Origin of the sequence: Pseudomonas flavocrustae, from assembly GCF_029872515.1 — a bacterium.
Classification (GTDB): domain Bacteria; phylum Pseudomonadota; class Gammaproteobacteria; order Pseudomonadales; family Pseudomonadaceae; genus Chryseomonas; species Chryseomonas aestiva.
The window spans coordinates 1-25,164 of sequence record NZ_JAPDIQ010000004.1 but is presented as its reverse complement, the minus strand read 5'-3'; the positions used below and the strand labels follow the sequence as shown (position 1 = coordinate 25,164).

Genomic DNA, 25,164 nt, shown 5'->3' with positions numbered 1-25,164 from the left:
AGTGCGTTATATAGGTAGGCCCCAATGCAATATTGGAAAGGTAGTGGCAGGTTCGCGTAGGTCGCTGTCTGGTTTGAGCATATGGTGGAAAAGTCCGAGACGAGCCGCTTGAAACACCGGACGTCATTCTCTGCAACATGAGAAATAGGGATCGACTGTGCTCATGACTATCAACCAATACAAAACCATCCATATGCTTGGTCAGCGGCGGCGTAGTTGCTGGCGCCTCATGTAGATACCGCCTAAGGTGAGTAAAGCCTAGAGCCTGATGGCCGCATTGAAATGCTATCAAATTGCTATCACGCTTGAGCCACTGCTTCGTGGACACAAGCACTATCACGATGGCAGCCCATCGGCAGTTAGCGCTGACAATACGATAGTGCTGGCCTCAAATGCTCTTCAGCAGATCTGCGAGCTAAAGCAGGTGCTAGGGGAGAAGACCACCCATTGATCTCGAATAAGTGGCGGAGATCGCCCTGAACAGGGCCTCGGGAATCCAATCGATGGGGCTGCTGCCGTTCGTTGCTACAAAACAGCCGCAGATCAAGGCTCGACTGGTGCTACCTACGACACAGGTGAATTATCCATCGTGGGCGGAATTGTCATACAAGACTTACCACGAAGACTGGCGCTATGCCGGGGCGCTACTCCTGCATAATCGATATCGGCCATGACGATCCAGCCGCTTTACATAGGTGGAGGGATCTATCCACGCCAACCGCCTCTACGCCAACGCACTGCTGGATTTCAGAGCGTGTTGAGTACTGAAGATTTAACGAAAAGCTTCGTTGGAGCAACGTTACTAAAGCGACTGCTCAAGATCCGGCGCAGTTGGCCGAGATAGCGCGTATCGAAGCTGCCAGTGATGCCGCCACAGAGGAAGTCTGGCCTAGACCAGCGCGTCGCAACCCATCTTGCAAAATTTAACCAAATCAAAAAAGCGCCGTTGTGAAACGGCCAGTGGCCCAGTTGGCGCCAAGGAAGAGAAAATGCGACACGCAACCCTGAACCACATCTACCGTTTGGTATGGAGCGATCTGCACCAAACGTGGGTTGCGGTCTCCGAGCTCACCCGGGGTCAAGGAAAGAAAGTCACCCGTAAGCTCAGCGCGATAGTCGTCGTGACCGCCAGTATGGTGGCACCCCTGGCTCATGCAGGACCGACGGGGGGACAGATCACGGCCGGCAGCGGCACGATCAATCAGTCTGGCTCGACCACCACGATCAACCAGGGCAGTCAAAACCTCTCGTTGAACTGGCAGTCGTTCAACACCAGCGCCTCAGAGACGGTCAATTTCTCGCAGCCTTCGACGTCCGCGATTGCCGTCAACCGCATCGGCGATCAGAACCCCACCCAGTTTCTGGGCAAGCTCAACGCCAATGGCCAAGTCTATCTGATCAACCCCAATGGCATCGTCTTCGGCTCCGGCGCTCAGGTAAACGTCGGCGGCCTGGTCGCCTCCACGCTGGATATCAACGACAGCGCTGCTTCGGGTAATGCGCGGACCTTCAGCGGTACAGGCGCTGGCAGTGTCGTCAACAAGGGCACCATCAACACGGCGAACGGTGGCTATGTCGCGTTCGTCGGCAAGCAGGTCCAGAACCAGGGCACGATCACGGCACCCGGCGGCGCGGCGGCCTTGGCTGCCGGCAGTGATGTGACTCTATCCTTCACTGGCGACAAGCTGGTGAACCTGCAGATCAACAAGAGCACCGTCGATACCCTGGCGGAAAACGGCGGCCTGGTGCAAGCCGATGGTGGGGCGGTGTGGATGTCCGCGGGCGCACGCGACACAGTCCTCGCCAGTGTGGTGAACAACACCGGCATCGTGCAGGCGCGCAGCGTACAGAACGTCAATGGCACCATCGTCCTGGAGGCCGGCAGTGCGGGCACCACGACCAACGATGGAACGCTGGACGTGGCAGGCGTAGCCGCCGGCCAGCACGGCGGTAGCGCCAAGGTCCTGGGCGGGACAGTCAACCTGACCGCCAACAGCCGAATCGATGCGTCCGGTGATACGGGCGGTGGCTCAGCGCTGATCGGGGGCAATTTCAAAGGCCTTGGATCTGAACAGCGGGCGACGAACACCACGGTCGCCGCGGGCAGTCGGATTGAAGCGGATGCGCGCAGCAGTGGAAATGGTGGTCAGGTTGCCGTCTGGTCGGACGGGGCGACCCGCTTCGACGGCCACATCAGTGCCCGTGGTGGTAGGGCGAGCGGTAACGGCGGCAGCGTCGAGACATCCGGTAAGCACCTGACGATCGGTTCGAATGCCTCTGTCGCCACGCTGGCGCCTAATGGCCAGACCGGAGATTGGTTACTCGACCCGAACGACTTCACCATTTACTCCGACGGCTACAGTACCGGGGATATGAAGGATACCGATGTGACGGCTGCCCTGCAGTCGTCCAACGTGACCATCAAGACTGGCGCAACGACGACCTGTACTGGCGGCCTAAGCTGCACGGGCCATAGCGGCAACGGCGATATCATCCTGGCCGAGGGCGCGCTGATCGGGGGGTCCAACTGGACCAGCGGTACCACGCTCACCCTTAGCGCCTACCGGAACATTGAACTGCTCCGTCTGGCTAATTTGGACGCGGGGTCAGCCACTGGCAGCATGGTCCTGCGTTCGGATAACACAGGTACAGGCACCGGCACTGTCCTTCTTAACAACGAATCAAATATCTTCGGAAATAGCACTGGCAAGGTTCAGATCTACTACAACCCGAGCAGCTATACCTCGCCGACCAATTACGCGGGGCTAACCGACGTCAACGGTGATCCGCTGATCAGAATGCCGGATGCCAGCAAGCTCAGTACCTACATGTATGTGAACCTGGCAGCGGTCATCGGCAACAAGACCTATGACGGCAGCACGGCCGCTTCGATCAGCTCGGCGACCGTACGCGGTGGTGTCCCCTCGGACGTGACTGTCGACACCAGCGGCGCGACTGCCACGTTTGCCGACAAGAACGTGGGCACCGGCAAAGCGGTCACGGTTTCCGGTATCACGCTGAGCGGTTCCGGCGCGTCCAAGTACGCGCTCAATGGTCTGGATAGCAGCACCGCCACTATCAGCAAGCGCGACCTGAGCCTGTCCGGCATCTCGGCTAACAACAAAACCTACGACGGCACGACGAACGCCACGATCTCTGGCAGCGCCATGGTCTCAGCACTCGGTAGTGATGTGGTCAGTGTGTCGGGGAGCGGTACAGGTAGTAGCTTCGCTGACAAGAACGCCGGCACGGGCAAGGCGGTCACGGTGAGTGGCTACACCCTCACGGGCGCTGACGCGGGCAACTACAACCTGGTTCAGCCTACCGGCCTGACGGCGGATATCGCCAAAGCCAACCTCAGCGTGACGGGCGTCTCCGCAGCCAACAAAACGTACGACGGCACCACCGCCGCAACCGTCGTGGGAACTGCCACCGTCAATGCCTTCGGCAGCGACGCGGTCGCCGTCTCTGGCGGCGCGAGTGCCAGCTTTGGCGATAAGAATGCCGGCGCTAACAAGTCCGTCACGGTCAGTGGCTACACCCTGAGTGGCGCCGATGCGGGTAACTACAACCTGGTCCAACCGTCTGGCCTGACCGCCACCATTGGCAAGGCTTCCTTGGTGTTGGGTGGTGTGAGCGTCAGCAACAAGGTCTATGACGGCACCACGGCAGCGACCCTGTCGGGTACCGGCTCGGTCAGCGCGATCGATGGCGATGTGGTGTCGGTGCAGGGTAGCGGCAGCGCCGTCTTTGCCGACAAGAACGCGGGGGCCAACAAGGCAGTGAACGTCAGCGGCTACAGCCTGAGCGGTGCCGATGCTGGCAACTACAACTTGGTCCAACCCTCCGGCCTGACCGGCACCATCAGCAAGGCGGACCTGCTGCTGTCGGGCTTGGGTATCAGCAACAAAGTCTACGACGGCACCACCTCAGCGACCCTCACAGGCGTCGGTTCGGTCAGTGCCATCGGGAGTGATGTGGTCGCGCTCGCGGGCAGTGGCAGCGCCAATTTTGTCGACAAGAATGCGGGCAGCGGTAAGGCCGCCACCGTCAGCGGCTTTACCCTGACCGGCGCCGATGCCGGCAACTACAATCTGGTTCGGCCCACTGGCCTGACGGCTAATATCTCCAAAGCCAACCTCAGTGTGACAGGGGTCGTCGCGGCGAATAAAACCTATGACGGTACTACCGCCGCAAACGTAGTAGGGACGGCCACCGTCAATGCTTTCGGCAGCGATGCGGTCGCCGTCTCGGGCAGCGGTAGTGCCAGCTTTGGCGATAAGAACGCAGGCGCTGGCAAGGCCGTCACGGTCAGTGGCTACACCCTGAGTGGCACCGATGCAGGCAACTACAACCTGGTTCAGCCCAGCGGGCTGAGCGCCACCATTGGCAAAGCTTCCTTGGTGTTGGGCGGTGTGAGCGTCAGCGACAAGGTCTATGACGGCACCACTGCAGCGACGCTGTCGGGTACCGGCTCGGTCAGCGCCTTCGGTGGCGACGCGGTCTCGGTGACGGGCAGCGGCAGCGCCAGCTTCGCCGACAAGAACGCGGGTGCCAACAAGGCAGTGAATGTCAGCGGCTACAACCTGAGCGGCGCCGATGCTGGCAACTACAACCTGGTCCAACCGTCCGGCCTGACCGGCACCATCAGCAAGGCGGATCTGTTGCTGTCGGGCTTGGGTATCAGCAATAAGGTCTACGATGGCACCACCGCAGCGACCCTGACAGGTACCGGTTCGGTCACGGCCATCGGGAGTGATGTGGTCTCGCTCGCGGGCAGTGGCAGCGCTAATTTTGCCGACAAGAATGCGGGCAGCGGTAAGGCCGCTACCGTCAGCGGCTTTACCCTGACCGGCGCCGATGCCGGTAACTACAATCTGGTCCAACCGTCCGGCTTGAGCGCCGACGTCATCAAAGCCGACCTCAGCGTGACTGGGGTGGCCGCGGCCAACAAAACCTATGACGGCACCACCGCGGCGAATGTAGTAGGGACGGCCACTGTCAGCGCCTTTGGCAGTGATGCGGTCGCTGTCTCGGGTAGCGGTAGCGCCAGTTTTGGCGATAAGAACGCCGGCGCTGGCAAGGCCGTTACGGTCAGTGGCTACACCCTGAGCGGCGCCGATGCGGGCAACTACAACCTGGCTCAACCGTCTGGCTTGACCGCGAGCATCAGCAAGGCCTCCTTGGTATTGGCAGGGCTAGGTGTCAGCGACAAGGTCTACGATCGCACCACGGCAGCGACGCTGTCGGGTACCGGCTCGGTCAGCGCCTTCGGTGGCGATGTAGTCTCGGTAGTGGGCAGCGGCAGCGCCAGGTTCGCCGACAAGAACGCGGGTGCCAACAAGGCGGTGAATGTCAGCGGCTACAGCCTGACGGGTGCCGATGCCGGCAACTACAACTTGGTCCAACCCTCTGGCCTGACCGCTACCATCAGCAAGGCTGAGCTTTTACTGACGGGCTTGGGCGTCAGTAACAAAGTCTACGATGGCACCACTGTGGCAACCTTGTCGGGTACCGGCTCGGTCAGTGCCTCCGGTAATGACATCGTCTCGGTAGCAGGCAGCGGTAGCGCCAGTTTTGCCGACAAGAATGTCGGCAATGGCAAGGCGGTGACGGTTGGTGGCTACGCCCTCGGCGGCGCCGATGCTGACAACTACCGTCTTATCCTCCCATCGAGCTTTACGGCGAACATAACGCCTGCCTCTCTAACCCTGTCCGGCATCACTGCCAGCGACAAAGCTTTTGACGGTACGCAAACGGCCAGCATCGATACCGGCAATGCGGTGTTTACCGGGCTCCTGAGTGGGGATGCCGTCGGCTTGGTTTCGAGTGGTGCCTTCGCGGACGCCGCCGTAGGCAATGGAAAGCTCGTCACCTTGAGCAACGGCTTGAATGGCCGCGATAGTGCCAACTACACCCTTACTGGCCAAACCACGACGCTGGCTAGCATTACCGCGGTCCCTGCTGGGCCTGCTGCAGCTACACCCGCAGCGACGCTCGTTACCACTGGCTCGCTCCAGACAACACAGAACGCGGTAGCTCAGGTGCAGTCGGCAGTCCTTCCCGTCCAGGCCACTGCCCAGCCACGCGCATTGAGCCTGTCGTCTACCCTAGAGGTGCGTGACTTGCAGCAGGACAATGTTGCCAGTAACGAGCGTAACGGAAACAGCGGTAATACGGCTTTCGTGAACGCCTCCATCGGCTTCGGTACCCAAGCACCGAGGCTCAGTATCCAGAATGGTGGCGTTCAACTGCCTCCTGTCGCTGTCAGCGTCTCCCAGTAGGTCTTCATGAACAATAGAAACGTTTTCGCACTGGCCTATAAACCGCTGGTTGCCGTCGTCTTCCTGAATGGTCTTGCAGCTTCGGTCTACGCCCAGGTGCCGCCGGACGCCGGGACCATCCTGCAGCAGTTGCAGCCGACCTTACCGTCTTCACCGCCTTCGTCCGCGCCTTCGTTGCAGGCGCAGCCGAAGACCAATGCGACGTTGCCGGAGTCGGCTCCCTTCTTCGTCAAGCAGCTACGGATAACGGGCAATACGATATTTCCCACCGACGCCCTTCACGGCCTCGTCGTCGGCGAGGAAAAGAAGTCGTTGACCTTGCGCCAAGTGGGTGACCTTGCCGGTCGAATTACCGCCTATTATCAGAATCATGGCTACCAGCTGACGCGGGCGATCATTCCCGCGCAGACCATCCGAGACGGAGTGGTCACCATCCAGGTGATCGAAGCTCACTATGGCAAAGTGCAGCTCGATAACCAGAGCGAGGTACGCGATAGTCTCCTGCAGGCTACGATCGCGCCGCTGCACAGTGGATCGGTGATCAATGACGGCTCGCTCAACCGCAGCTTGCTATTGCTGTCCGACATCCCTGGTGTTGGGGTCGCGGCGACCCTCAAGCCCGGTAGCGATGTCGCGACGTCCGACCTGACTGTTGCGACCAAGCAAAATCCCAGCGCTTTTGCCAACGTTGCGTTGGACAACTACGGTAACAAGTACACGGATCGTGGACGCCTGTCGGCCAACTTCAATGTACTCAATCCGCTTCACCTAGGGGATGTGCTCAGCGCTACGCTCCTGACGACCGGGAACGGGATGAACTACGGGCGTTTCTCTTACGAGGCCTTGATGAATGGGCAGGGGACCCGCGCTGGCGCGTCCTATTCCTATCTTCGCTATCGATTGGGCGACAACATCTCGGACCTGGACGCCAATGGCACCGCCATGGTGGGGAGTGCCTGGGTGCGGCATCCGCTGATGCGGAGTCGCAGTGCTAACGTCTACGTCCAGGCTCAATTCGATAGGAAACAGCTGGACGATCGTATCGATGCGACCGACTTGCGGACCGATAGGCATCTGAACAACTGGGTGCTGGGGCTCAATGGCGATCTCCGTGACGATGTTCTTGCGGGCGCTATCAACCTCTGGAGCGTGGGCGTCACGAGTGGGCGGGCCGTGTTCGACGAGGTCAACACGTCGGCGCAGGCGCAAGGTAGCTTCTCCAAGTTCAATCTCAATCTCTCCCGGCTACAGGGACTCACGCCAACCAATGCGCTCTATGTGAACGTGGCTGCGCAGTGGAGTGACGTGAACCTGGATTCTGCGGAGAAAATGACGATTGGTGGTCCGTACAGCGTACGGGCATATGACATAGGCGCGCTCTCGGGTGATACCGGTTACGCCGGTACTGTCGAACTACGCCATGATCTAGGCTCGGGGCCTCTGGGTTACTGGCAAGCGATAGCGTTCGTAGACAGTGCTTACGTGAAGGTCAATCGTCATCCAACGACTAACGCCGAAAACAGCGGTAGCTTGTCTGGAGCAGGTATCGGCCTAAATTGGCGTGGGCCGGAGCAGTGGCAAGGCTCGCTTTCCGTTGCAAACCGGTTGGGCAGTGAGCCTTCCCTGGTGGCAGATCAATCACCGGTGAGAGGGTGGGTTACAGTAAGCAAATCTTTTTAAAACACCTCTAATTTAAAAGGCTTTTGCATATCTCAAATCAAAATAGATCATGCGAAAACATAACGCGCCAGCTAAATTAGCTTCGTTACCTACCCATATACTCTAATGACGCGCAAGATATTTTGTTGCCTTAGCCACTACAAAATGACCAAGGCAACACTAAATTATCGTCGACTGTTTAGAAACGACTCAACCAACATCTTTAACTCACCAAAAGATGTAGCGGCCTCGCTTGGGCTGTTGCTAATGTCGAGCCTGTGTTAGTGCTCGCCTATAAAGCACGACAACGTCGTCAAGCAGTTCGCGCATCATCGACGCAAGCAACTTCTGACGAAGTTCTCCCTTGCCCTCCGACTCAGACGCCAACTGATCTAGCAGATCGTTCAGTACTGAAACGTGCAATTCAGCCTCGGCTTCTGCCCTAACTGGCTCGAAATCTGACTGGCGCGCTCGAAGCAGAGGCGTTGGAAAAGGAACAATGGTGCTGGTGCGATCAGTCATGGATCACCTCCGCGCGGGAGGTGGAGCAGACAATCGGATATTCCAGGCGGAGCCCGGGCTTGAAAGGAGGACGAGGCATTTTCCTTTTACTCCTTGGACAGGTTAAGGAACCGCCTACCAGCCTTCTCACGAGCATAGGAGGCGGACCGTGCAAGGGTGAGAATCCGGCGTCCAAGGGAACCGGCCAGGCAAAAGCCTGCCTTACACGGCCCGCCATAGAGGAGCATTAGCGCAGCATGCAAATACTGGCTAAGCACTATGACGCTACCGCGCCTTGGACAACTTCCAGGTTCTCACGCCCGGTCGTGGGATTGACCACGACAGCCAAAATCTAACGCCCGATGCACCCAGATGCAACCTACAAGCCGATTCGCCGGCTGTATGCGGAGTGCCTGACAGGGCGGCTCTACCCTGCAGGCTTACCTGCTTGCTCAACGGATAGAGCAGCCCCGACGCCCTGAGCACCGACGCAACGCCGAATTGATCGTCTCCAGGGGGCAAGACGGGCGCACCTGTCAGTGCTAACCGCTCCAACAGGTGCAGCGACTTCAGCTGAGGCTGTAGTTAGTGTCTCGCTTCTGTCAGGGCTTGGCGGTAAAGCACGACAACATCGTTAAGCAACTCGCGCATCATCGACGCAAGCAGTTGCTGACGAAGTTCTCCGTTCTCTACCGACTCAGACGCCAACTGATCCAGCAGATCGTTCAGCACTGAAATATGCAACTCAGCTTCGGCTTCCGGCGTATCCGACTCGAAGTCTGGCTGGCGCGCTCGAAGCAGAGGCGTCGGAAAAGGAACAATGGTGCTGGTGCGACTAGTCATGGATCACCTCTGCGCAGGAGGTGGAACAGACAATCGGATAGGCCAGGCGGAGCCCGGGCTTGAAAGGAGGACGAGGCATTCTACTTATGCTCCCTGGTTTGATTAAGGAGCTGCCACCATCCGTTCTGACACAGAAGTGGTGGCAGACCGTACGGGGGTCAGAAACCGGAAACCAAGGGAACCGGCCAGGCAATAGCCTGCCCCGCACGGCCTGCCATAGAAAAGCGGAACGGATCAAACGACCCATATTCGCCTGGCTATGACGCTGCCGCGCCCTGGTTTAACGGGTTCTGACGCCCGGTCGCGGGATTGACCACGACAGCCAAAATCTAACGTTCGCGGTTACCGGTTGCAACCAACAAACCGGCTGGCGTGCGCTCCGCTTTCTCGGTGAGGCCGCCGTCCACAAAAAACCGGGTACGCGCTGAATCGGATTTTCTGCGGCGTGACGCTCCCGTAAACGGCACCTTCGCGCCATCGAATCGCTCAGGACGCGAGCAAGATGGCAACGCGTAAAGGCCTCGCCCTACTTCAGTGGGCACTCCTCCTCACACCGCTCTCGGTTGCCCTAAGCGCCCCCCATGCATGGGCGGGCGACAGTGACGCTGAGCGTGAGCAGCTAGCCGCAGTCATCCGGCAGCTGACGATCACCGAACACCTGGCCGTCCAGACCGCTGCGCGCACAGCCCCTGCAGGCACCCGCTACCACTTCGACTATGCCCGCCTACAGCAAGACCTGCAGCGCATCCGCCAGGGCATCGAACACTACCTGACGCCGTCTCGGGCCCAGCCCAGGGATCTGCAGCCGCTGGCAGGTAACTACGCCCGCGAGGTCGATCGACATGAGGCGTCCTCGCCATGACCCTCTCCGCCGCACAGAGCACAGCCTTTCAGGCCAGCGGTGGCTTCACCCCTGCTGCCGTCTCCACGGTGGTGCTGAGCCTGGTCTTTGCCGTCTTTCAGCTCTGGGGCGTCTGGGCACTGCGTACGGCCTTCGTGAGCTGGGCCGAACACCGCATGACCCAACGCCAATTGCTGGGCGTCGCGGTGCGTTTTTTCTTCCTGTACCTGGCCCTGATTTTTCTACTGCTCTCCTGACTTGTGGAGGACCTGAACGTGTCTACGTCGCTGCTGCGCATCTGCCCTCGCCGTCTTGCTCAATCCCTGACGGCCGTCAGTGGTATCGGGCTGATTGAAGGCGCCTACGCCGCTGGCTTGCCCAAGATGGAAGCGCCCACCCGTGGCCAGGGCACCGGCATCCTGCAAACCCTGCAGAACTACGGCTACGACATCGTCATGCTGGTTGCGCTGCTGGTCGTGGCGTCCATGTTTATCGGCGTGTGCTACCACGCCTATACCCGCTACTCCGAGATCCACACTGGCCGCGCCACCTGGGGGCAATTTGGTCTCACCGTGGCCGTAGGCGCCATGCTGTTGGTCGTGGGTATCTGGCTGCTGACCACCGCCATCGGTGTGCTCTGACGCGCGGAGCTGCCCCTCACCATGGAGACCGTACGCGCCGAAGACGGCCAGGTTCTGTTCCTGCCCCACCGACTCAATCGCCAACCGGCTGTTGTCCGAGGGCTGACCGCGGATGAGCTCTGGTTTGCCTCCACCCTGTTTGCGTTGATCGGGCTAGGGCTGAGTCTGCCGCTGGCGGTTGTAGTTGGGCAGCTGGCGGTGTTGCCCACCGGCATCCTCATCACCCTGGCGGTTGGGCTCTACCTGAGCAGCGGATTGCTGCAGACCCTCAAGCGCGGACGACCTGATACCTGGCTGCATCGGCACCTGCAATGGCAGGTAGCAACCCGCCTCCCCCTCCTGGCCGCCTGGGTCGGCGCACAGCGGTTGATCCTGCGTTCAGGCACCTGGAGCACACGACGTTCCCGGCCGGTCCTGCGTAAAGGGGAGCGCTGGTCATGAGCCGCTTTCGCCACGAAATCGTGCATCTGCAGGCGCACATACGCACCCTTCGCCTGGCCGCCGGTGCCCTGGCCCTACTGGCGCTGCTACTGGGCCTCGGCTGGTGGAGCGCGCCGCGGGATCTGACCATCCATATACCGCCTGACCTGCGTTCAGGCAGCACTCGACGCTGGTGGGACGTACCGCCCGAAAACGTCTATGCCTTCGCCTTCTACATCTGGCAGCAGCTGCAGCGCTGGCCCAGCGATGGCGAGGCGGATTACCCGCGCAACCTCAAAACCCTCTCGGCCTACCTCACGCCCGCCTGCCAGGCCTTCCTCGAGCAGGACTATCAGCGTCGACGTGCCAACGGGGAGCTGCGGCTACGTGTCCGGGGCCTCTACGAAATCCCAGGACGCGGCTACGGCGAGGACCCGGCGCGTCGGGTCAGGGTGATCTCGGCTCGCGACTGGATCGTCACGCTGGATCTGACGGCGGACGAGTACTACAGCAGCGAGCAGATCAAGCGGGCGCTGGTGCGCTACCAGCTCAAGGTCGTGCAGCTGGATCAAGACCCCGAGCACAACCCGTTCGGCCTTGCGCTGGACTGCTATGCCCAGCCGCCACAACGCATCGACCCCCATCCGGACCCGACGCCTGCTCAAGCCCCAGGAGCCGCCACATGACTCGCCAGCCCCTATCCCTGCTCGCCGCGCTGTTTCTCGGGTTCGGTGTGGCAGCACCCGGTCATGCCACACAGATCCTGCACTGGCAGCGCCTGCCCCTCGCGGTGCCGCTCACGGTAGGCCAGGAACGTGTCGTGTTCCTTGACCGCAAGGTGCGCGTTGGCATCCCTACAGCCCTGAGTGATCGCTTGCGTATCCAAAGTACTGGCGGCGCGCTGTATCTGCGCGCCAGCACCGTGCTTCCGCCCACGCGGCTGCAGGTACAGGATGTGCAGACAGGCATGATCATCCTGCTCGACGTCGCTGCAGAGCCGGCCAAATCGGGGCAACCGGCAGCGGAGCCGATTCGTATCGTCCTAGATGCGCCAGACGAGGGCTCGCCGCCTGCGCTGACTACGCCTGAAGCCGGTACTGCGCAGAGCGTTCCGGACGCGGCCCTGGCGATGGCCCTGACCCGCTATGCCGCCCAGCGTCTCTATGCACCCTTACGCACCCTTGAGCCAGTCGAGGGCATTCGCTCCGCCGCGGTGGAGAAAGAGCTGCCCCTGGACAGCCTATTGCCGGGGCTACCGATTAGGGCGCGCGCCCTTGCCGCCTGGCAACTGCAGCACCTGCGGGTCACCGCGGTTCGCCTGAGCAATCAAAGCGCACGTCCTATCGCGTTGGTGCCCGAGGCACTACAGGGCGACTTTGTGGCTGCCACCTTCCAGCACCCCGACCTTGGCCCGTCCGGTCAGGCCACCGATACCACAGTGGTTTATCTCGTCACTCGCCACCAGGGACTGCGGGGCGCCTTGCTCCCCAGGGTCACGCCCTTCCCAGACGTCGCACCTCGCCCTCCTGTCTTGCCCGCGCTGCGCCACGGTAATGTCGATGAAGACCAGTAGCCTACTCAAATGGGCGGCCATTCCCCTGGCCGGAATGATGACTGCCGTTGGCCTTACGCGATGCACCGGGTCCTCCAGTACGTCTGATGTTGAGCCCGAAACCGCTCATGCGCTGACCCAAGAGGAACGCGCCGCTTTGGGGGTTGAAGGCGACTCCCCTCGGGACACCGTCGCGACCCTGGTAGCTCAGGTCAAGCAGCTGCGTCAGGAGCTTGAGACTGCAACGCGCGATGTGCAGCAGTCACGTCATGCGCCCGGCCGTCCAGAGGATGCAACCGCGCTGGTGGATCAGCGAATCGAACACGCCCTGCAGGCTGAGCGGGCGCAGCGGCAGCAGGCTCAGGAGCAGCTGGCGCGTGAACGGCAGCAGACCGAACAACTGCTCAACGACGTCAAGCAGCGCCTGCACACCCCCGCACAGGACGATGCCACGGAGCTGCCGGTAGGACTCGGCCTGGAGCCCACCCAAGAGGCGTCGACTGAAGTACCACTGCGCTGGATTGAGCCAAGCGATGTGCCGCCTGACGCTGCGTCCAGCAAGAGCCAGGCGCACCCACTGCAGCTGGGATTAGCCCCTGAGTCGCCACCCGCCGCAGTCCCTGACGACCGAATAAGCCATGCACCTGATGCTCCGGCCAAACCGGTCTATACCTTGCCAGCCAATGCCACCCTGGTGGGCTCGGTCGCCATGACGGCCTTGATCGGACGGGTCCCTGTCGATGGCACGGTGAATGACCCCTACCCCTTCAAGGTGCTGATCGGCCCGGACAACCTGACCGCCAACGGCATCGAATTACCCGACGTGGCCGGCGCCGTGGTTAGCGGAACGGCCTCCGGCGACTGGACCCTGTCTTGCGTCCGCGGACAGATCCGCAGCCTGACCTTTGTCTTTACCGACGGCACGATCCGCACCCTACCTGACGATGACCCGCCCAGCGGCCAGGGCCGGCGAGGTGAGTCGGCGGACAACGCCCTGGGTTGGATCAGCGATGACCAGGGCATTCCCTGCGTAGCGGGTGAACGGCGTAGCAATGCGGCCCAGTACCTGGGCTCGCAGGCCTTGATCACCGCCGCAGGTGCCGGCGCGGCATCGCTGCTTTCAGCCGACAAGAGCACACATGCCGTCTTCAGCGGCGCCGGCACGTTCGGCACCACCAGCACGTCCGGACAGGGGGCGCTCAACCAAATCCTAGCCAGTGGCATGCAAGACCTGTCGCAGTGGGTCAATCGGTTCTATGGCCAAGCCTTCGCGGCGGTGTACGTCAAACCCGGCGCCCAGGTCGCGGTTCACCTGGAGCGGCCTGGCACGTTGGATTACGCCCCCCAGGGGCGACGCGTTCATCACCTGACCGGAGGACTCCATGCAGCGCCCTTGGACTAATACGACGCTCTCGCTTGCCACCCCGCTGCTGACCCTTGCGCTGGCAGGCTGCGCCAGCAAGGACACCCTACTGCCGCCCGGTGATCACAGCATGCTCGACCTCTGGCGTGTCCACACGAGCAGTGTCCAGGGCGCCGAGGCTCGCCTGAGCGAGGCCCGGCAGCAGGTGCGTCGCCCACTATCCGTCGCAGATGAGCACCCCTCCAGCGGCCCGCGTGCGGACCTGCGCCAGCGCGCTCAGGTACTCAACCAGCAATTTCCCCGCCTGCCCAACCCTGACCTGGTGATGTATGTCTTCCCGCATTTGGCCGGCGAGGAGTCGGTTCCGGTACCAGGCTACAGCACAGTATTTCCGCTCTATCGACACGTACCCTACGCCCTGCCCGGTGAGCGCGTGGAGGACTACTGATGCGCCGCGCTTGGCTCCGCTGGCCGCGCCTGCGCCAGACGACACCGGATCCTCAGTCATCGGATGCCTGGCAGGCCCATGTCATGCGGCTAGCCAAGCACGGGCTGGCCGCCCCAGGCGCCTGCCTGGACCCGTCCAAACGCCGGCCTGCTACCCAGGCGGATCAGGACAGGCTGTACGCCCAGGCGCCCTCGTTCGTCGATCTTTTGCCGTGGGTGGAATACCTGCCTGACGCGCAGTGCATGCTCTTGGACGATGGCCGCTCGGTGGCAGCCTTCTTCGAGTTGCAACCACTGGCGACAGAAGGACGCGAGCCTGACTGGTTCGCGCAAGCGCGCGACGCCGTAGAAACCGCCCTGCAGGAAACACTCGATGAGCACGACGAGAGTCCTTGGGTCGTACAGTTCTATGCCCAGGACGAGCCCACCTTCGACGCTTACCTCAACACACTGTCCGACTACGTCCGCCCTCTCGCACGTCACAGCGTCTTCACGCACTACTACCTGGGCCTGACCGCCCGCCACCTGCAGGCGGTCAGCACGCCCGGCGGACTGTTCGACGACACCACCGTGACCCAGTTGCCCTGGCGTGGGCAGCACCGCCGTACCCGGATGGTCGTCTACCGGCGCCTTCCCGCCACCACGCGCCGCAGCCCTGTCTCACCACCTGAGCAAGCCCTGAATGCAACCTGCGAGCGCCTTACCGCGGCGCTCGCCAGCGCAGGTGTGTCCAGCACACGCCTGGACGCTGCCGCCATCCACGATTGGCTGCTGCGCTGGTTCAATCCCGATCCTACTCACCTAGGTCATACCGACGCCGACAAGGCACGCTTCTACGCCCTCACCCGCTATCCGGACACGACACCACCCGACGCCCTGGAATTGGCCAGCGGGACCGATTTTGCGCAGCGCCTTTTCTTCACGCCACCTCGCTCAGACCGAACCACCGGGGTGTGGTACTTCGACGATCAACCTCATCGCGTCTTGGTGGTTGATCGACTGCGTCGACCTCCGGAAGCAGGCCACCTGAGCGGTGAGATGCGGCATGGTGAGGCCCTCAATGCGGTAATGGATCAGCTACCAGAGGGCACGGTGATGTGCCTGACGGTAGTCGCAACGCCACAGGATGGATTGGAAGCGCAGCTCAATACCCTGGCACGCAAGGCCGTGGGCGACACCCTCGCCTCCCTGCACACCCGCCAGGACGTCGAGCAGGCCCGGGCCCTGATTGGCGGACAGCACAAGTTGTATCGAGGCGCGCTGGCGTTCTATGTGCGCGCACCGGCAATGGAGAGTCTGCGCCAACGCTGCCACACACTTAACAACGCGCTGCTGACGGCAGGCCTGCAGGTGGTACGCGAAGACGCGGAGGTGGCGCCGCTTAACAGCTACCTTCGTTGGCTACCCGCCGTCTTTGATCCTGCGGCCGACCGCCGGCATTGGTATACCCAGTTGATGTTCGTGCAGCACGCCGCGAACCTGGCCCCTGTCTGGGGCCGTAGTACGGGAACGGGTCATCCCGGCATCACCTTCTTCAATCGAGGTGGGGGTCTGGTGACCTTCGACCCGCTGAGCCGCCTTGATCGCCAGATGAACGCCCACCTGTTTCTGTTCGGTCCAACCGGGTCGGGCAAGAGCGCGACCTTGAATTACCTGCTGCAGCAGGTGACCGCGCTGTACCGACCTCGATTATTCATCGTCGAGGCCGGTAACTCCTTTGGGCTGTTTGCCGACTTCGCCGCCCGCCTGGGGTTATCCGTTCACCGCGTAACCCTCACACCGGGCAGCGGCATCAGCCTGGCCCCCTTTGCCGATGCTTGGCGACTGGTCACACCAACCATGACCGAAGCGCTCGACAGTACAGAGGGTGAGCATTCGGAGGCGTCGGATGAGCAACGTGATGTCTTGGGCGAACTGGAGATCATCGCGCGCCTAATGATCACCGGCGGTGATCCACGCGAGGACGCACGCATGACCCGCGCAGACCGAAGCCTGCTGCGTCAGTGCCTGTTGGCGACCGCCGAACGTTGTGTCGCGCAGGGACAGCCCGTGCTGACCCGCGATCTCTGCGCCACGTTACGCGAGCAGGTGCGCGACGACGCCCTTCCCGAACCTCAACGCGCCCGCCTCTTGGACATGGCCGAAGCCATGAGTCTGTTCTGTCAGGGCAGCGACGGAGAGCTCTTTGATCGCCCCGGCACGCCTTGGCTGGAGGCTGACATCACCCTGGTGGATCTAGCTACCTTTACCCGGGAAGGCTATGGCGCGCAGCTTGCCGTGGCCTACGTCAGCCTCATCAACGCCGTGAACAACCTGGCTGAGCGCGATCAGTTCCTGGGACGCCCTTTGATCAATGTCACCGACGAAGGACACATCATCACCAAGAACCCACTGCTGGCACCCTATGTGGTCAAGATCACCAAGATGTGGCGAAAGCTCGGCGCCTGGTTCTGGCTGGCCACTCAGAATCTGGACGACTTGCCAGCAGCAGCCGAACCCATGCTCAACATGATCGAGTGGTGGATCTGCCTGTCGATGCCTCCCGACGAAGTCGAGAAGATCGCTCGCTTTCGCGAGCTGACGCCGGCGCAGAAGGCCTTGATGCGCTCGGCGCGCAAGGAAGCGGGCAAGTTTAGCGAAGGGGTTATCCTGTCCAAGTCGATGGAAACGCTCTTTCGCGTGGTACCGCCTAGCCTCGTTCTGGCCTTGGCCATGACCGACCCGGAAGAAAAAGCTGAGCGCTACCGCTATATGCAACAGGACGGGCTCAGCGAGTTGGACGCAGCGTTCAAAATGGCAGAGGCGCTTGACCAGCAGCGTGGCATTACCACGGCCCTCCTGGACCCTCCTAGGCCGCCGCCTAACTGAACAAGCGGCCGCTCAGGCAGACCTGTCGCTCATTATCCGCAGGGATGATCAGTCGCCGCACTGCCATAGGCTTTATAGAAAACGCATACCCTAATCTGCATGCTCCACCCAAGCGTGGCCAAATCGATTTATCCAAGCAAGGCGGTAATTTACCGTCAGCAGCAGCGGTGCTTTACATCCGTAAGGCTGGTTTCACGCTGGAAAGTCCTCCCGAAAGCACGCGAAACGCAAATCAGAGTAATGGGTTCGCGTGAGCAACGCTTTTGATCTTTCTACTCTTCGCTCACTTTTTTAACCAATCTCGTATCGAGGCCAAACCGCTCCTGGCTTTCCAACCGGTATGAACCTTCTGCCAAATCGCAGCTCATGAGCAGATTCCACGAGTGTCGAGACACCGTGGAGGGGATGAGGACAAACGGACAATTAGCTAACAGGTTGTCCCCGAACTGACACTGATTCGGAGAGGGCCGGGCACCAGTTAACCAATTGGGGTTAGGAACGTCCTCGGGTTGCACGACCTTGATCAGGTCTGGATCAAGCACGGTGAAGCAAGTCAGCACATGCGGAACGATGTCCAGCAGGTCAAACCCGGTGTGGACCGCGACTTCCAAGATCGCGGTAGCAGGATCCGCAGCCGCGTACACAACGTGGCGCCCCGGCGGATTCCATCGGCCACCCACCTTATGAGCTCCGATTCCTTTGTCCCATGTGTCCGCAAACTCAGCACGGTCGAGGCGCCAGGCATGCCACGCTCCCGACCAAGGCAAAGCATTCACTGATAGACCCCGTACTTAATTCGCTCTAGATAGTCTTCGACCGCCTGAAACCCCATCGGGTTATGGATGACATCTAAAGGAATGTCTCCGTCGAGATACTTACAGGGCCGACTCAACCACTGCTCTGCAAGCTGCTGGTCACCGAACACATTGATTGCGTCCTCTAGCACCTTGGCGTACTGAAACGCGACCGCGCTTTGAAGAGCATCCAGCCTTTCGGAGCGGCCTGAGCTGTTCTGGCGTTGCAGCGTACGGATCGATTTGCCAATGATGCGACTGGTGATCTTTTTGTGCGCCAAAGGCTGATATGCCGAAATCAACGCATCTACGTCGTGACGGTGAAAGCCCTCTGTAGTGCGTTTGTAGATGTCGTAATCACTCAGCTGGCCAGCATCAATGTGGAGGAGAAACCATGTCGGCTTGGCTAGGTTATAGTCTTTGGTCGACCGGCTGGTGACAGTAGTCATGACAAAACCCTCTAGCGTCATTTGACATACACGGTACCGACATTTGGCGCATGATGCACTACACCTATGAGCAATTGCGCGCTGGCCTAGCGCTCATTCCAGCCTTTCGCAGCACGGGGCAGCGTGGTCCAGACCCGCTGCCAGTTGAGTTTTAGTTGAGCATCGATCACTGCAGCCCACAAAGGGTGTTCTCCGGTGCTGACCGCATGCGCACTCAAGCAAAACGTCGCTAAAAATCCGGTAAGGCCCGCTTCCCTATTCTTTCTGGTACTCGGCTTCGTCGTCTTTTGAACTAGGCATATCCCCGTGCCTGGAGACGACTGCCGCCATGCCCCATCGTAATGCCCGGTATCGCCCTACTTGCCTGGGGCCCTTGGTCCTGGGGCTAGCCTGCCTTCGCGCAGAGGCTACGGACGTTGTGGCCTATACGGACCGCCACCATCCACTTACTCAGACTCAGGGTGCCCGTGTCGTTCTGCTCGACGAGGCCTCGTGGCTGCAAGAAGCGCTTTCTCGAGACCTACCACCCGACCTTGCGATTGCTGAACAACGGGTTTGCCATCGCCTGGAACAGACGCCGGTCCTCACCCTGCAACTGACCCATGCCTACCAAGATCTCCTACAGGCCTGGCATCTGGGGCTTACCCACCTACCGGCCGTAGTGGTTGATCACCGCTACGTCGTCTATGGCGATACGAACGTGGCCCGGGCCGTGGCACGCATCGAACGCCAGCAGGGCCGCCGGCCATGAAGCGTTCTGCTCGCCTGCGTCCTTTGCTGCTGGCCGGAACCCTTGCCAGCACGACCGCAGCACTGGCGCTGGATACCCCGACGATCGTGGCTTCGGTGGCCTCACCCGACTGCCTGCAGTACCGCGTTGTCGGCATCTGCTACTGGCTTTACTGCACCTTAGGCGGCTGTAGCGTCCGCACCTCGCTCAAAGTCAGGCATTACGTTCCGGACGCCGTCGTTGCCAGCTATTCGAACACCGGTGAAAACCCGTGGCACGCCCTGCGTGCGCTGAGTCCGACGACGTCCATGGCGCGCTCAGGCGGCGCAGGAACCAGCGCCGATGCTCATGAAAACAACCTCGCCCTATTTAAGAATGCGGATGTGATCGGTCATCCCGGCGCTGCCGCCCTGGGTCAGTATGCCGGCCAGTTTGGCTACACCTGCGGTGGCGCCGGGACGCCTTTCAAACCCTATTTGCTCAGCACCCTCGATACCCTGGCCTGGCGATATGGCGTACCCGAGCGCGCCTATCCTGAAGCGGTGTCGCCCGGCCTACGGGAGATTGGCACCCGCGCGCAGGCCAACCTCTGGAGCACCGTCTATCCCCGGACCGGCTTTGTGCATCAAGCCGATGACTACAAGGGCGCTGCCGTCATCGCCCAGCGCGCAGGCGATATCGTCACACGGGAGGGACAGCCCCACGTCTACCAGCCGCTGCGGGCGCAGCCGCAACCGGGTTACTGGCCTGCCGGCCCGCTCAAAGAGGGCGATGCCCAAACCGGTAGGTGGCAGCCCTTGGCGCCTCGGCTTTCGTCCACCTGCGTGGTGTTCCCACATGACCAAGCAGGGCCACAGGCCATGCAGGGCGACTACGCCTGGGCGTTGTGGCGCCCCTATGCCTGCTGTGAGCGCCAGGGCCAGGTGCTGCTGGGCAGCCAGGACTTTCTGTAGCGATCTCAGTAGGTATCTCCATGACCCCTCCTCATCGAATGGGCCTTTGGCGGGCTCTGCACCTCGTCACAGGCATGCTGCTGCTCACCAACAGTGGCGCGCAATCACTTCGCCTGGATAACACAGGTATCAACCTCAGCGGACCGGTCTTCAGTGACGAGGTGTTCTACAGCATTGGCGGCGGCCGGGCGGTGTCCATGAGCCCGGCGGGCAACATGGAGAGCTTGGGTGTGGGCGTTGGCTGGAACAGCAACCTGGTCTGTGGCGACATGAGCCTGTCGACCACGGTGCAAAATCAGCTCAATGGCGTCACCAACGGCTTTCACAGCCTGATGAACAACGTCATCCAGAACGCCACCAGGGCAGTGGCCTCACTGCCCGCGCTCATCATCCAACGGGCAGATCCTGCCCTGTATAACCTCCTCACCAACGGCATCCTGCAGGCGCGCCTGGACTTTGATCGCTCCAAGGCCAGTTGCCGCGCCCTGGCCGGTCGCATGGCAGATCTCGCAGGCGGAAGCGCCGGATGGGATCAGCTAGCCGAAGGCATGGCGCTCAAGCAAACCCTTGCCAGTCGCGACGGAGTGTCCGCGGTCGAGCAGGCTGAAACGCGCGGGGGTCAGCAGGGCGTGCCGTGGGTGGCCGGCGCGCCAGCAGGAGGACGTGATCAGCCCCCAATTCGCCTGATCAGCGATGTGACCCGGGCAGGCTACAACCTGCTCAACGGGCGAAGTGCTCAAGAGACCACCGACCTGGACCCCGCGCAGTGCCACGACCGGTTGATCTGTCAGGTCTGGCCGTCGCCCCACGCCGCGACAGCCTGGGCCAATCGAGTCTTAGGAGAGCGCGAACTTAGAACCTGTACGCAGTGCACCAAGACCCAAACCACACCCGGCGTAGGCCTGACGCCGCTGATCCAGGAGGAGTACGACAAGGTCCTGCGCACGCTGCGCGACCTCGTGGCAGGCACCACGCCCACCACCTCCGAGCACCTTACCGCTGCGGGTAGCCGCGCATTGCCCGTCACCCGAGGTGTCATCGAGGCCTTACGCGATGAGCCGGACCGAGATGTACTAAGCGAGCGTCTTGCCTCCGAGGTGGCCTTGTCACGCGTCGTGGAGCAAGCGCTGTTGCTCCAGCGGTTGCTGCTGACCGGTCTCAAGGAGCCCAACGTCGCCGCAAATGAGATCGCCACGCGCACCCTTCGTACCGAGCAGGAAACCCTGACCCAGGAGGTCGGTAACCTGAAGACCGAGCTGGAGCTGCGCAGGACGCTGACGACCAATGCGGCGTCGCGTGTGGTCGATCGCCAACGCGAACGCGCCGCTCGCTCAAGCGGCATCTTCCAGGGTGATGCCGCGCCCCGCCGCCTGGATGTGATTCAGGCCCCTCAGGAGGATGCGCCATGAGGCAACTTATTTGGCGTGCGGTCCGCAAACAATGCCTGCGGCGTCGCTCACTGGCCTCGCTGGTGCTCCTGGTGGTGCTCCTCCTGGCACCGCAATTCGGCCAACCTTCCCTAGACCGACTACAGGTCTGGACCGCTTGGGTGGAGGCGCACGCGATGCTCCTGTTGTTGTGGCGGCTGTGCCTGTATGGCCTCACGGTGTGGGGCTGGTATGGGCTGCACCAACGGGTACGCGCCCGCGAAGGGTCATCACGCGGCGTGATACGTCTGTACCTGCTGGAAGGCCTGGCCCTGTCGACACTGGCGGTTGCGGAATGGCGCCTTTGGGCCCACGCCGTGTAGTGAGGACACCTTGTCATGACGCTCTACACCACGGACTACCTTGAGTACTACCTCACCCTGGTCGGCTGGCTTATCCATAACGGCATCTGGAATCTCTTGCTGGCCAGCGGTCTCTTTGCGCTGCCCTTTCTGCTGATCGTGGCCCAGGAATGGCTACACGCTCGTACAGTCAGTGCGGATGAAAGCCAGCAGAGCCTACTGTCCAGCCGGCGCATCGAAAGCCGCATGCTCCTGGCGATCGGCATCATCGCCTTTGCAGCGATTCCCATGATCCCGGTATCGCTGAACACCCTTCAGTTTGATACGACCCGATCCCGCCAATGCCAAGTCGATGTTGCGGCCCCTGCCAAGACCGGCTGGGCCCTGAGCTATACCCAGCTCAATGGACAGCAGGCCCTGATACCGGTCTGGTGGTTCTTTGTGCACGCGCTGTCAAAGGCTGTGACCGGTGCGGCCATCGCGGCCATTCCCTGCGGCACGGACTTGCGACAGATCCGTATGGAGCTCGATGCCACACGCATTGCCGATCCACTGCTCGCACAGGAAGTAGCCGACTTCACCCGTGAGTGCTACGGCCCTTCGCGCGCCCGGCTGTTCATGCAGCGCCCTGGCCTGGCTGCGGATCAGCGTTATGACGTTACCTGGATCGGCTCTCGCTACTTTCTCAACTCACCCGGCTTTTATGACATCGACCGGGCGCGTGCCCCACGCGCCGCCTGGCCTTACGAAGCGACGCGTGATGCAGGCCTGGCACCGGGTCCCAACGGCGCAGGCTATCCAACCTGTCGCCAATGGTGGTCCGATCCAGGACGGGGGCTGCGCGAGCGATTGCTGACACAGGTTGATGCCGGCCTGCTGAACCGTCTGGCGCAGTGGGCAGGCTTTGTCTCCCGGCAGACCGTAGACGATGCGGTCATACGCGCTGTCGTCGCGCCGCGCCAGCAGAAGCTGAATCAGGGTCAGGTCTACACCGACTATGGCGGCCAGGTGGATATGTCGCTGCCTAACATGGCCGCCCGTTTGGCCGGAGACACGGGATTGGCCTTGGGATCCCTGGGGTTCTTTCCCGCTATGGACGTCGTGCGTCAGGCACTGCCGATGGTGCTGTCGCTGCTAAAAATGGCGCTGGTGATTGGCCTTCCCTTGCTGCTGGTCATAGGCACCTACGACCTCAAGACCACGCTGACGCTCAGCACCGTGCAGTTCGCGCTCTTCTTCGTGGAGTTCTGGTTTCAGTTGGCCCGTTGGCTCGACAGCACCATCCTGGATGCCCTCTATGGTTGGGGCTTTGGCGCCGGACGTCCCTACCGCAACTTCGATCCGCTGATTGGCCTGAACAACGCCTTCGGTGACCTGTTGTTGAATTTCGTCATGGCCACGATGTTTATCGCCTTTCCAACGTTCTGGATAACGGCTCTGACCTGGGCAGGCCTACGGGCCGGTGCGGCCCTTCAGGCACTGGCGAGCGGTACCCAGGATGCGCGCCGCGCTGGCGCCAGAGGGACGGACGCCGTTCGGCAGGCGATGCGCTGATGGCCATTGGACCTGCCACTACGTCACACAGACTCCGCAAGTAAGCGGCTCAGATCTATTACACCCCAGGAGCGCTCACCATGTTTATGCGTTGGCGTCGCCACTTCCATGCGGCCGTATCGTCGGCCTCTAATACCTCAGCCTTAGCGAGTAATGGCTTGCATCACCCTCTACCCGGCGCGGAATTACTGGAGCGCCCCGAACGCCAGACGTTGATGGACCAGATCTGGCAGCGAACCGCCGTATCCCGTGAGCAATTTGATCGCTTGTACCGGACGCCACTGCAGCGCTACGCCGAGTTGGTCCAGGCCTTTCCGGTATCCCTGGACGGGCCGTACCGCTATGCAGGCGGCATGCTCGACCACGCCCTGCAACGGGTCTGCTATGCGCTGCGTCTGCGTCAGGCTTGCCTGCTACCAATCGGTGCGCCGCCCGAGGAGCAGGCAGCGCAAGCTGAAGCCTGGACGGCGGGCGTTGCCTATGCAGCGCTCCTGCAGGACCTTGGCAAGCTGGTGGTCGATCTGTGCGTGGAACAGGACGACGGTTCACTGTGGTACCCCTGGCAAGGTCCGCTGCGTCGGCCTTACTGCTACCACTACCTGCCTGAACAGCCTTATCGCCTTCACAGCGCTGCCACTGCCCTGATGTACAGCCACGTCCTGGATACAGACCTGCTCGCCTGGCTCCGTGGCTATGAGACGCTGTGGACGAACCTGCTTTTCATGATTAGCGGTCAGGAAGCGCAGGCCGGGATCCTGGGCGACCTGACCTTCCAGGCCTCCCAAGCGGTCATGGACCAAGCCACCTGTTGAATCGGACGCTAATTGGCGCGCAAGCTTCACGATTCGGACAGGTGGCCTTGGGCACCATAATCTAGCGTTCACTGGGCGCTAGATGCCTACAGGAAAAACACCGCAGATACCAGCAGTGAACTGTCGTAGTACACCTAAATGAGCTGACACCAAACCAGACCGTCCGCGAGCTACCGATATCATTCCCACCTGATTATGAAAAGGTCGTTAAGTGCCACTGCGCCGGTCGATCTTCCGATTCAGGATGATCGACGTCTGGGTCTGCTTGACCCCCTCCAGATTACCGATGCGGTCGAGCAGTTCGTCGAGTTTTTCGTGGGTGGTGCAGCGCAGGAAGGCCAGGTAGTCGAACTGGCCGCTGACCGAGGAGACTTCCTCGACCTCGACCATCTTTTCCAGGGCGCGGATGACGCCGGCGGTGCTGCGCGGCAGGACGCTGATGGCGCAGTAGGCGCGCACGGCGGCCTGTTCCAGTTCGGAGCCCAGGCGCAGGCCGTAGCCCTGGATGATGCCATCGCGCTCCAGGCGCGCCAGGCGGGTGACCACGGTGGTGCGCGCCAGGCCCAGCTGGCGGGCCAGGGTGGCGTTGGAGGCGCGGGCGTTCTGCTGCAGCAGGTGGATAAGCTGCCAGTCGGTCGGATCGAGTTTGGTGAACATCGTGGCTGCCTGCCGGGGGCGGGCGTCGGGGCCGGGGGCCGCCGACGCGGGAGCCGTCATTCTAGGC

General features: G+C 61.5%; 22 protein-coding genes. 17 read left to right on the top strand and 5 right to left on the bottom strand.

Going from position 1 to position 25,164, the window contains the following annotated elements; genetic code table 11:
* Positions 1–989 precede the first annotated feature (989 nt).
* Together OMP44_RS10585 and OMP44_RS10580 are read left to right on the top strand one after the other, a co-directional pair.
* Positions 990–6,284 carry a YDG domain-containing protein gene (locus OMP44_RS10585; RefSeq protein ID WP_280307800.1) on the top strand — a complete coding sequence of 1,765 codons (5,295 nt, stop codon included), beginning with the start codon at positions 990–992 and terminating at the stop codon, positions 6,282–6,284.
* 6 nt (positions 6,285–6,290) lie between these two features.
* On the top strand, positions 6,291–7,964 hold the full coding sequence (locus OMP44_RS10580; protein WP_280307797.1) for a ShlB/FhaC/HecB family hemolysin secretion/activation protein: 1,674 nt from the start codon (positions 6,291–6,293) through the stop codon (positions 7,962–7,964).
* A 243-nt stretch (positions 7,965–8,207) separates the two neighbouring features.
* Here OMP44_RS10580 and OMP44_RS10575 read toward each other — a convergent pair whose 3' ends face one another.
* Together OMP44_RS10575 and OMP44_RS10570 are read right to left on the bottom strand one after the other, a co-directional pair.
* On the bottom strand, positions 8,208–8,465 hold the full coding sequence (locus OMP44_RS10575; RefSeq protein WP_280307795.1) for a hypothetical protein: 258 nt from the start codon (positions 8,463–8,465) through the stop codon (positions 8,208–8,210).
* Positions 8,466–9,029: 564 nt separating this feature from the next.
* Complete coding sequence (locus OMP44_RS10570; RefSeq protein WP_280307792.1) at positions 9,030–9,287, bottom strand: hypothetical protein; 258 nt, start codon at positions 9,285–9,287, stop codon at positions 9,030–9,032.
* A gap of 502 nt (positions 9,288–9,789) precedes the next feature.
* Here OMP44_RS10570 and OMP44_RS10565 point away from each other — a divergent pair.
* The 9 genes from OMP44_RS10565 to OMP44_RS10525 are packed head-to-tail and all read left to right on the top strand — an operon-like array spanning position 9,790 to position 17,419.
* On the top strand, positions 9,790–10,149 hold the full coding sequence (locus OMP44_RS10565) for an integrative conjugative element protein, RAQPRD family (protein ID WP_280307790.1): 360 nt from the start codon (positions 9,790–9,792) through the stop codon (positions 10,147–10,149).
* Entirely contained in the window at positions 10,146–10,385 is a 240-nt protein-coding gene (locus tag OMP44_RS10560) for a TIGR03758 family integrating conjugative element protein (protein ID WP_115946264.1), read from the top strand. The genes OMP44_RS10565 and OMP44_RS10560 overlap by 4 nt, the downstream gene beginning before the upstream one ends.
* Before the next feature lie 12 nt (positions 10,386–10,397).
* Positions 10,398–10,769: a TIGR03745 family integrating conjugative element membrane protein gene (locus OMP44_RS10555; RefSeq protein ID WP_115946408.1), complete on the top strand. Its 372-nt coding sequence runs from the start codon at positions 10,398–10,400 to the stop codon at positions 10,767–10,769.
* A gap of 21 nt (positions 10,770–10,790) precedes the next feature.
* On the top strand, positions 10,791–11,210 hold the full coding sequence (locus OMP44_RS10550; RefSeq protein WP_280307783.1) for a TIGR03750 family conjugal transfer protein: 420 nt from the start codon (positions 10,791–10,793) through the stop codon (positions 11,208–11,210).
* Entirely contained in the window at positions 11,207–11,875 is a 669-nt protein-coding gene (locus OMP44_RS10545; protein WP_280307780.1) for a PFL_4703 family integrating conjugative element protein, read from the top strand. The genes OMP44_RS10550 and OMP44_RS10545 overlap by 4 nt, the downstream gene beginning before the upstream one ends.
* On the top strand, positions 11,872–12,762 hold the full coding sequence (locus OMP44_RS10540; protein WP_280307778.1) for a TIGR03749 family integrating conjugative element protein: 891 nt from the start codon (positions 11,872–11,874) through the stop codon (positions 12,760–12,762). The genes OMP44_RS10545 and OMP44_RS10540 overlap by 4 nt, the downstream gene beginning before the upstream one ends.
* Entirely contained in the window at positions 12,749–14,143 is a 1,395-nt protein-coding gene (locus OMP44_RS10535; protein ID WP_280307776.1) for a TIGR03752 family integrating conjugative element protein, read from the top strand. Before OMP44_RS10540 ends, OMP44_RS10535 begins: the two co-directional genes overlap by 14 nt.
* Positions 14,124–14,552, top strand: coding sequence for a TIGR03751 family conjugal transfer lipoprotein (locus tag OMP44_RS10530; protein ID WP_280307774.1), 429 nt, complete (start codon positions 14,124–14,126; stop codon positions 14,550–14,552). Before OMP44_RS10535 ends, OMP44_RS10530 begins: the two co-directional genes overlap by 20 nt.
* Positions 14,552–17,419 (top strand): conjugative transfer ATPase, encoded by a 2,868-nt coding sequence (locus OMP44_RS10525; protein ID WP_280307772.1) that lies wholly within the window; start codon positions 14,552–14,554, stop codon positions 17,417–17,419. Before OMP44_RS10530 ends, OMP44_RS10525 begins: the two co-directional genes overlap by 1 nt.
* 272 nt (positions 17,420–17,691) lie before the next feature.
* On the opposite strand, the gene OMP44_RS10520 is transcribed toward OMP44_RS10525, so the two are convergent.
* Both OMP44_RS10520 and OMP44_RS10515 read right to left on the bottom strand, forming a co-directional pair.
* Positions 17,692–18,195 (bottom strand): RES family NAD+ phosphorylase, encoded by a 504-nt coding sequence (locus tag OMP44_RS10520; protein WP_280307770.1) that lies wholly within the window; start codon positions 18,193–18,195, stop codon positions 17,692–17,694.
* A complete protein-coding gene (locus OMP44_RS10515; RefSeq protein ID WP_280307768.1) occupies positions 18,192–18,662 on the bottom strand; it encodes an Xre family toxin-antitoxin system antitoxin in 471 nt (156 codons plus the stop codon). Before OMP44_RS10515 ends, OMP44_RS10520 begins: the two co-directional genes overlap by 4 nt.
* 418 nt (positions 18,663–19,080) lie before the next feature.
* On the opposite strand from OMP44_RS10515, the gene OMP44_RS10510 reads away from it, so the two are divergent.
* From OMP44_RS10510 to OMP44_RS10485, 6 genes are all read left to right on the top strand, one after another.
* On the top strand, positions 19,081–19,413 hold the full coding sequence (locus OMP44_RS10510; RefSeq protein WP_280307766.1) for a TIGR03757 family integrating conjugative element protein: 333 nt from the start codon (positions 19,081–19,083) through the stop codon (positions 19,411–19,413).
* Positions 19,410–20,345 carry a TIGR03756 family integrating conjugative element protein gene (locus OMP44_RS10505; RefSeq protein WP_280307763.1) on the top strand — a complete coding sequence of 312 codons (936 nt, stop codon included), beginning with the start codon at positions 19,410–19,412 and terminating at the stop codon, positions 20,343–20,345. The genes OMP44_RS10510 and OMP44_RS10505 overlap by 4 nt, the downstream gene beginning before the upstream one ends.
* A 74-nt stretch (positions 20,346–20,419) precedes the next feature.
* Positions 20,420–21,754 (top strand): integrating conjugative element protein, encoded by a 1,335-nt coding sequence (locus tag OMP44_RS10500; protein ID WP_280307761.1) that lies wholly within the window; start codon positions 20,420–20,422, stop codon positions 21,752–21,754.
* Positions 21,755–21,909: 155 nt separating this feature from the next.
* Complete coding sequence (locus OMP44_RS10495) at positions 21,910–22,095, top strand: hypothetical protein (protein ID WP_280307759.1); 186 nt, start codon at positions 21,910–21,912, stop codon at positions 22,093–22,095.
* 15 nt (positions 22,096–22,110) lie between these two features.
* Positions 22,111–23,628 (top strand): conjugal transfer protein TraG N-terminal domain-containing protein, encoded by a 1,518-nt coding sequence (locus OMP44_RS10490; RefSeq protein WP_280307758.1) that lies wholly within the window; start codon positions 22,111–22,113, stop codon positions 23,626–23,628.
* Positions 23,629–23,708: 80 nt separating this feature from the next.
* Positions 23,709–24,440 (top strand): TraI domain-containing protein, encoded by a 732-nt coding sequence (locus OMP44_RS10485; protein WP_280307755.1) that lies wholly within the window; start codon positions 23,709–23,711, stop codon positions 24,438–24,440.
* 207 nt (positions 24,441–24,647) lie between these two features.
* Here the strand turns inward: OMP44_RS10485 and OMP44_RS10480 are convergent, their stop codons facing one another.
* Complete coding sequence (locus OMP44_RS10480) at positions 24,648–25,097, bottom strand: Lrp/AsnC family transcriptional regulator (protein ID WP_280307753.1); 450 nt, start codon at positions 25,095–25,097, stop codon at positions 24,648–24,650.
* Positions 25,098–25,164 lie beyond the last annotated feature (67 nt).

Bases quoted from the DNA above. Each gene is read 5' to 3' on its own strand.
- OMP44_RS10560 (WP_115946264.1), top strand. From the start codon at position 10,146: ATGACCCTCTCCGCCGCACAGAGCACAGCCTTTCAGGCCAGCGGTGGC.
- OMP44_RS10525 (WP_280307772.1), top strand. From the start codon at position 14,552: ATGCGCCGCGCTTGGCTCCGCTGGCCGCGCCTGCGCCAGACGACACCG.
- OMP44_RS10485 (WP_280307755.1), top strand. From the start codon at position 23,709: ATGTTTATGCGTTGGCGTCGCCACTTCCATGCGGCCGTATCGTCGGCC.
- OMP44_RS10490 (WP_280307758.1), top strand. From the start codon at position 22,111: ATGACGCTCTACACCACGGACTACCTTGAGTACTACCTCACCCTGGTC.
- OMP44_RS10540 (WP_280307778.1), top strand. From the start codon at position 11,872: ATGACTCGCCAGCCCCTATCCCTGCTCGCCGCGCTGTTTCTCGGGTTC.
- OMP44_RS10535 (WP_280307776.1), top strand. From the start codon at position 12,749: ATGAAGACCAGTAGCCTACTCAAATGGGCGGCCATTCCCCTGGCCGGA.
- OMP44_RS10530 (WP_280307774.1), top strand. From the start codon at position 14,124: ATGCAGCGCCCTTGGACTAATACGACGCTCTCGCTTGCCACCCCGCTG.
- OMP44_RS10495 (WP_280307759.1), top strand. From the start codon at position 21,910: ATGCTCCTGTTGTTGTGGCGGCTGTGCCTGTATGGCCTCACGGTGTGG.
- OMP44_RS10575 (WP_280307795.1), bottom strand. From the start codon at position 8,465: ATGACTGATCGCACCAGCACCATTGTTCCTTTTCCAACGCCTCTGCTT.
- OMP44_RS10585 (WP_280307800.1), top strand. From the start codon at position 990: ATGCGACACGCAACCCTGAACCACATCTACCGTTTGGTATGGAGCGAT.
- OMP44_RS10580 (WP_280307797.1), top strand. From the start codon at position 6,291: ATGAACAATAGAAACGTTTTCGCACTGGCCTATAAACCGCTGGTTGCC.
- OMP44_RS10565 (WP_280307790.1), top strand. From the start codon at position 9,790: ATGGCAACGCGTAAAGGCCTCGCCCTACTTCAGTGGGCACTCCTCCTC.
- OMP44_RS10480 (WP_280307753.1), bottom strand. From the start codon at position 25,097: ATGTTCACCAAACTCGATCCGACCGACTGGCAGCTTATCCACCTGCTG.
- OMP44_RS10505 (WP_280307763.1), top strand. From the start codon at position 19,410: ATGAAGCGTTCTGCTCGCCTGCGTCCTTTGCTGCTGGCCGGAACCCTT.
- OMP44_RS10500 (WP_280307761.1), top strand. From the start codon at position 20,420: ATGCTGCTGCTCACCAACAGTGGCGCGCAATCACTTCGCCTGGATAAC.
- OMP44_RS10550 (WP_280307783.1), top strand. From the start codon at position 10,791: ATGGAGACCGTACGCGCCGAAGACGGCCAGGTTCTGTTCCTGCCCCAC.
- OMP44_RS10515 (WP_280307768.1), bottom strand. From the start codon at position 18,662: ATGACTACTGTCACCAGCCGGTCGACCAAAGACTATAACCTAGCCAAG.
- OMP44_RS10570 (WP_280307792.1), bottom strand. From the start codon at position 9,287: ATGACTAGTCGCACCAGCACCATTGTTCCTTTTCCGACGCCTCTGCTT.
- OMP44_RS10545 (WP_280307780.1), top strand. From the start codon at position 11,207: ATGAGCCGCTTTCGCCACGAAATCGTGCATCTGCAGGCGCACATACGC.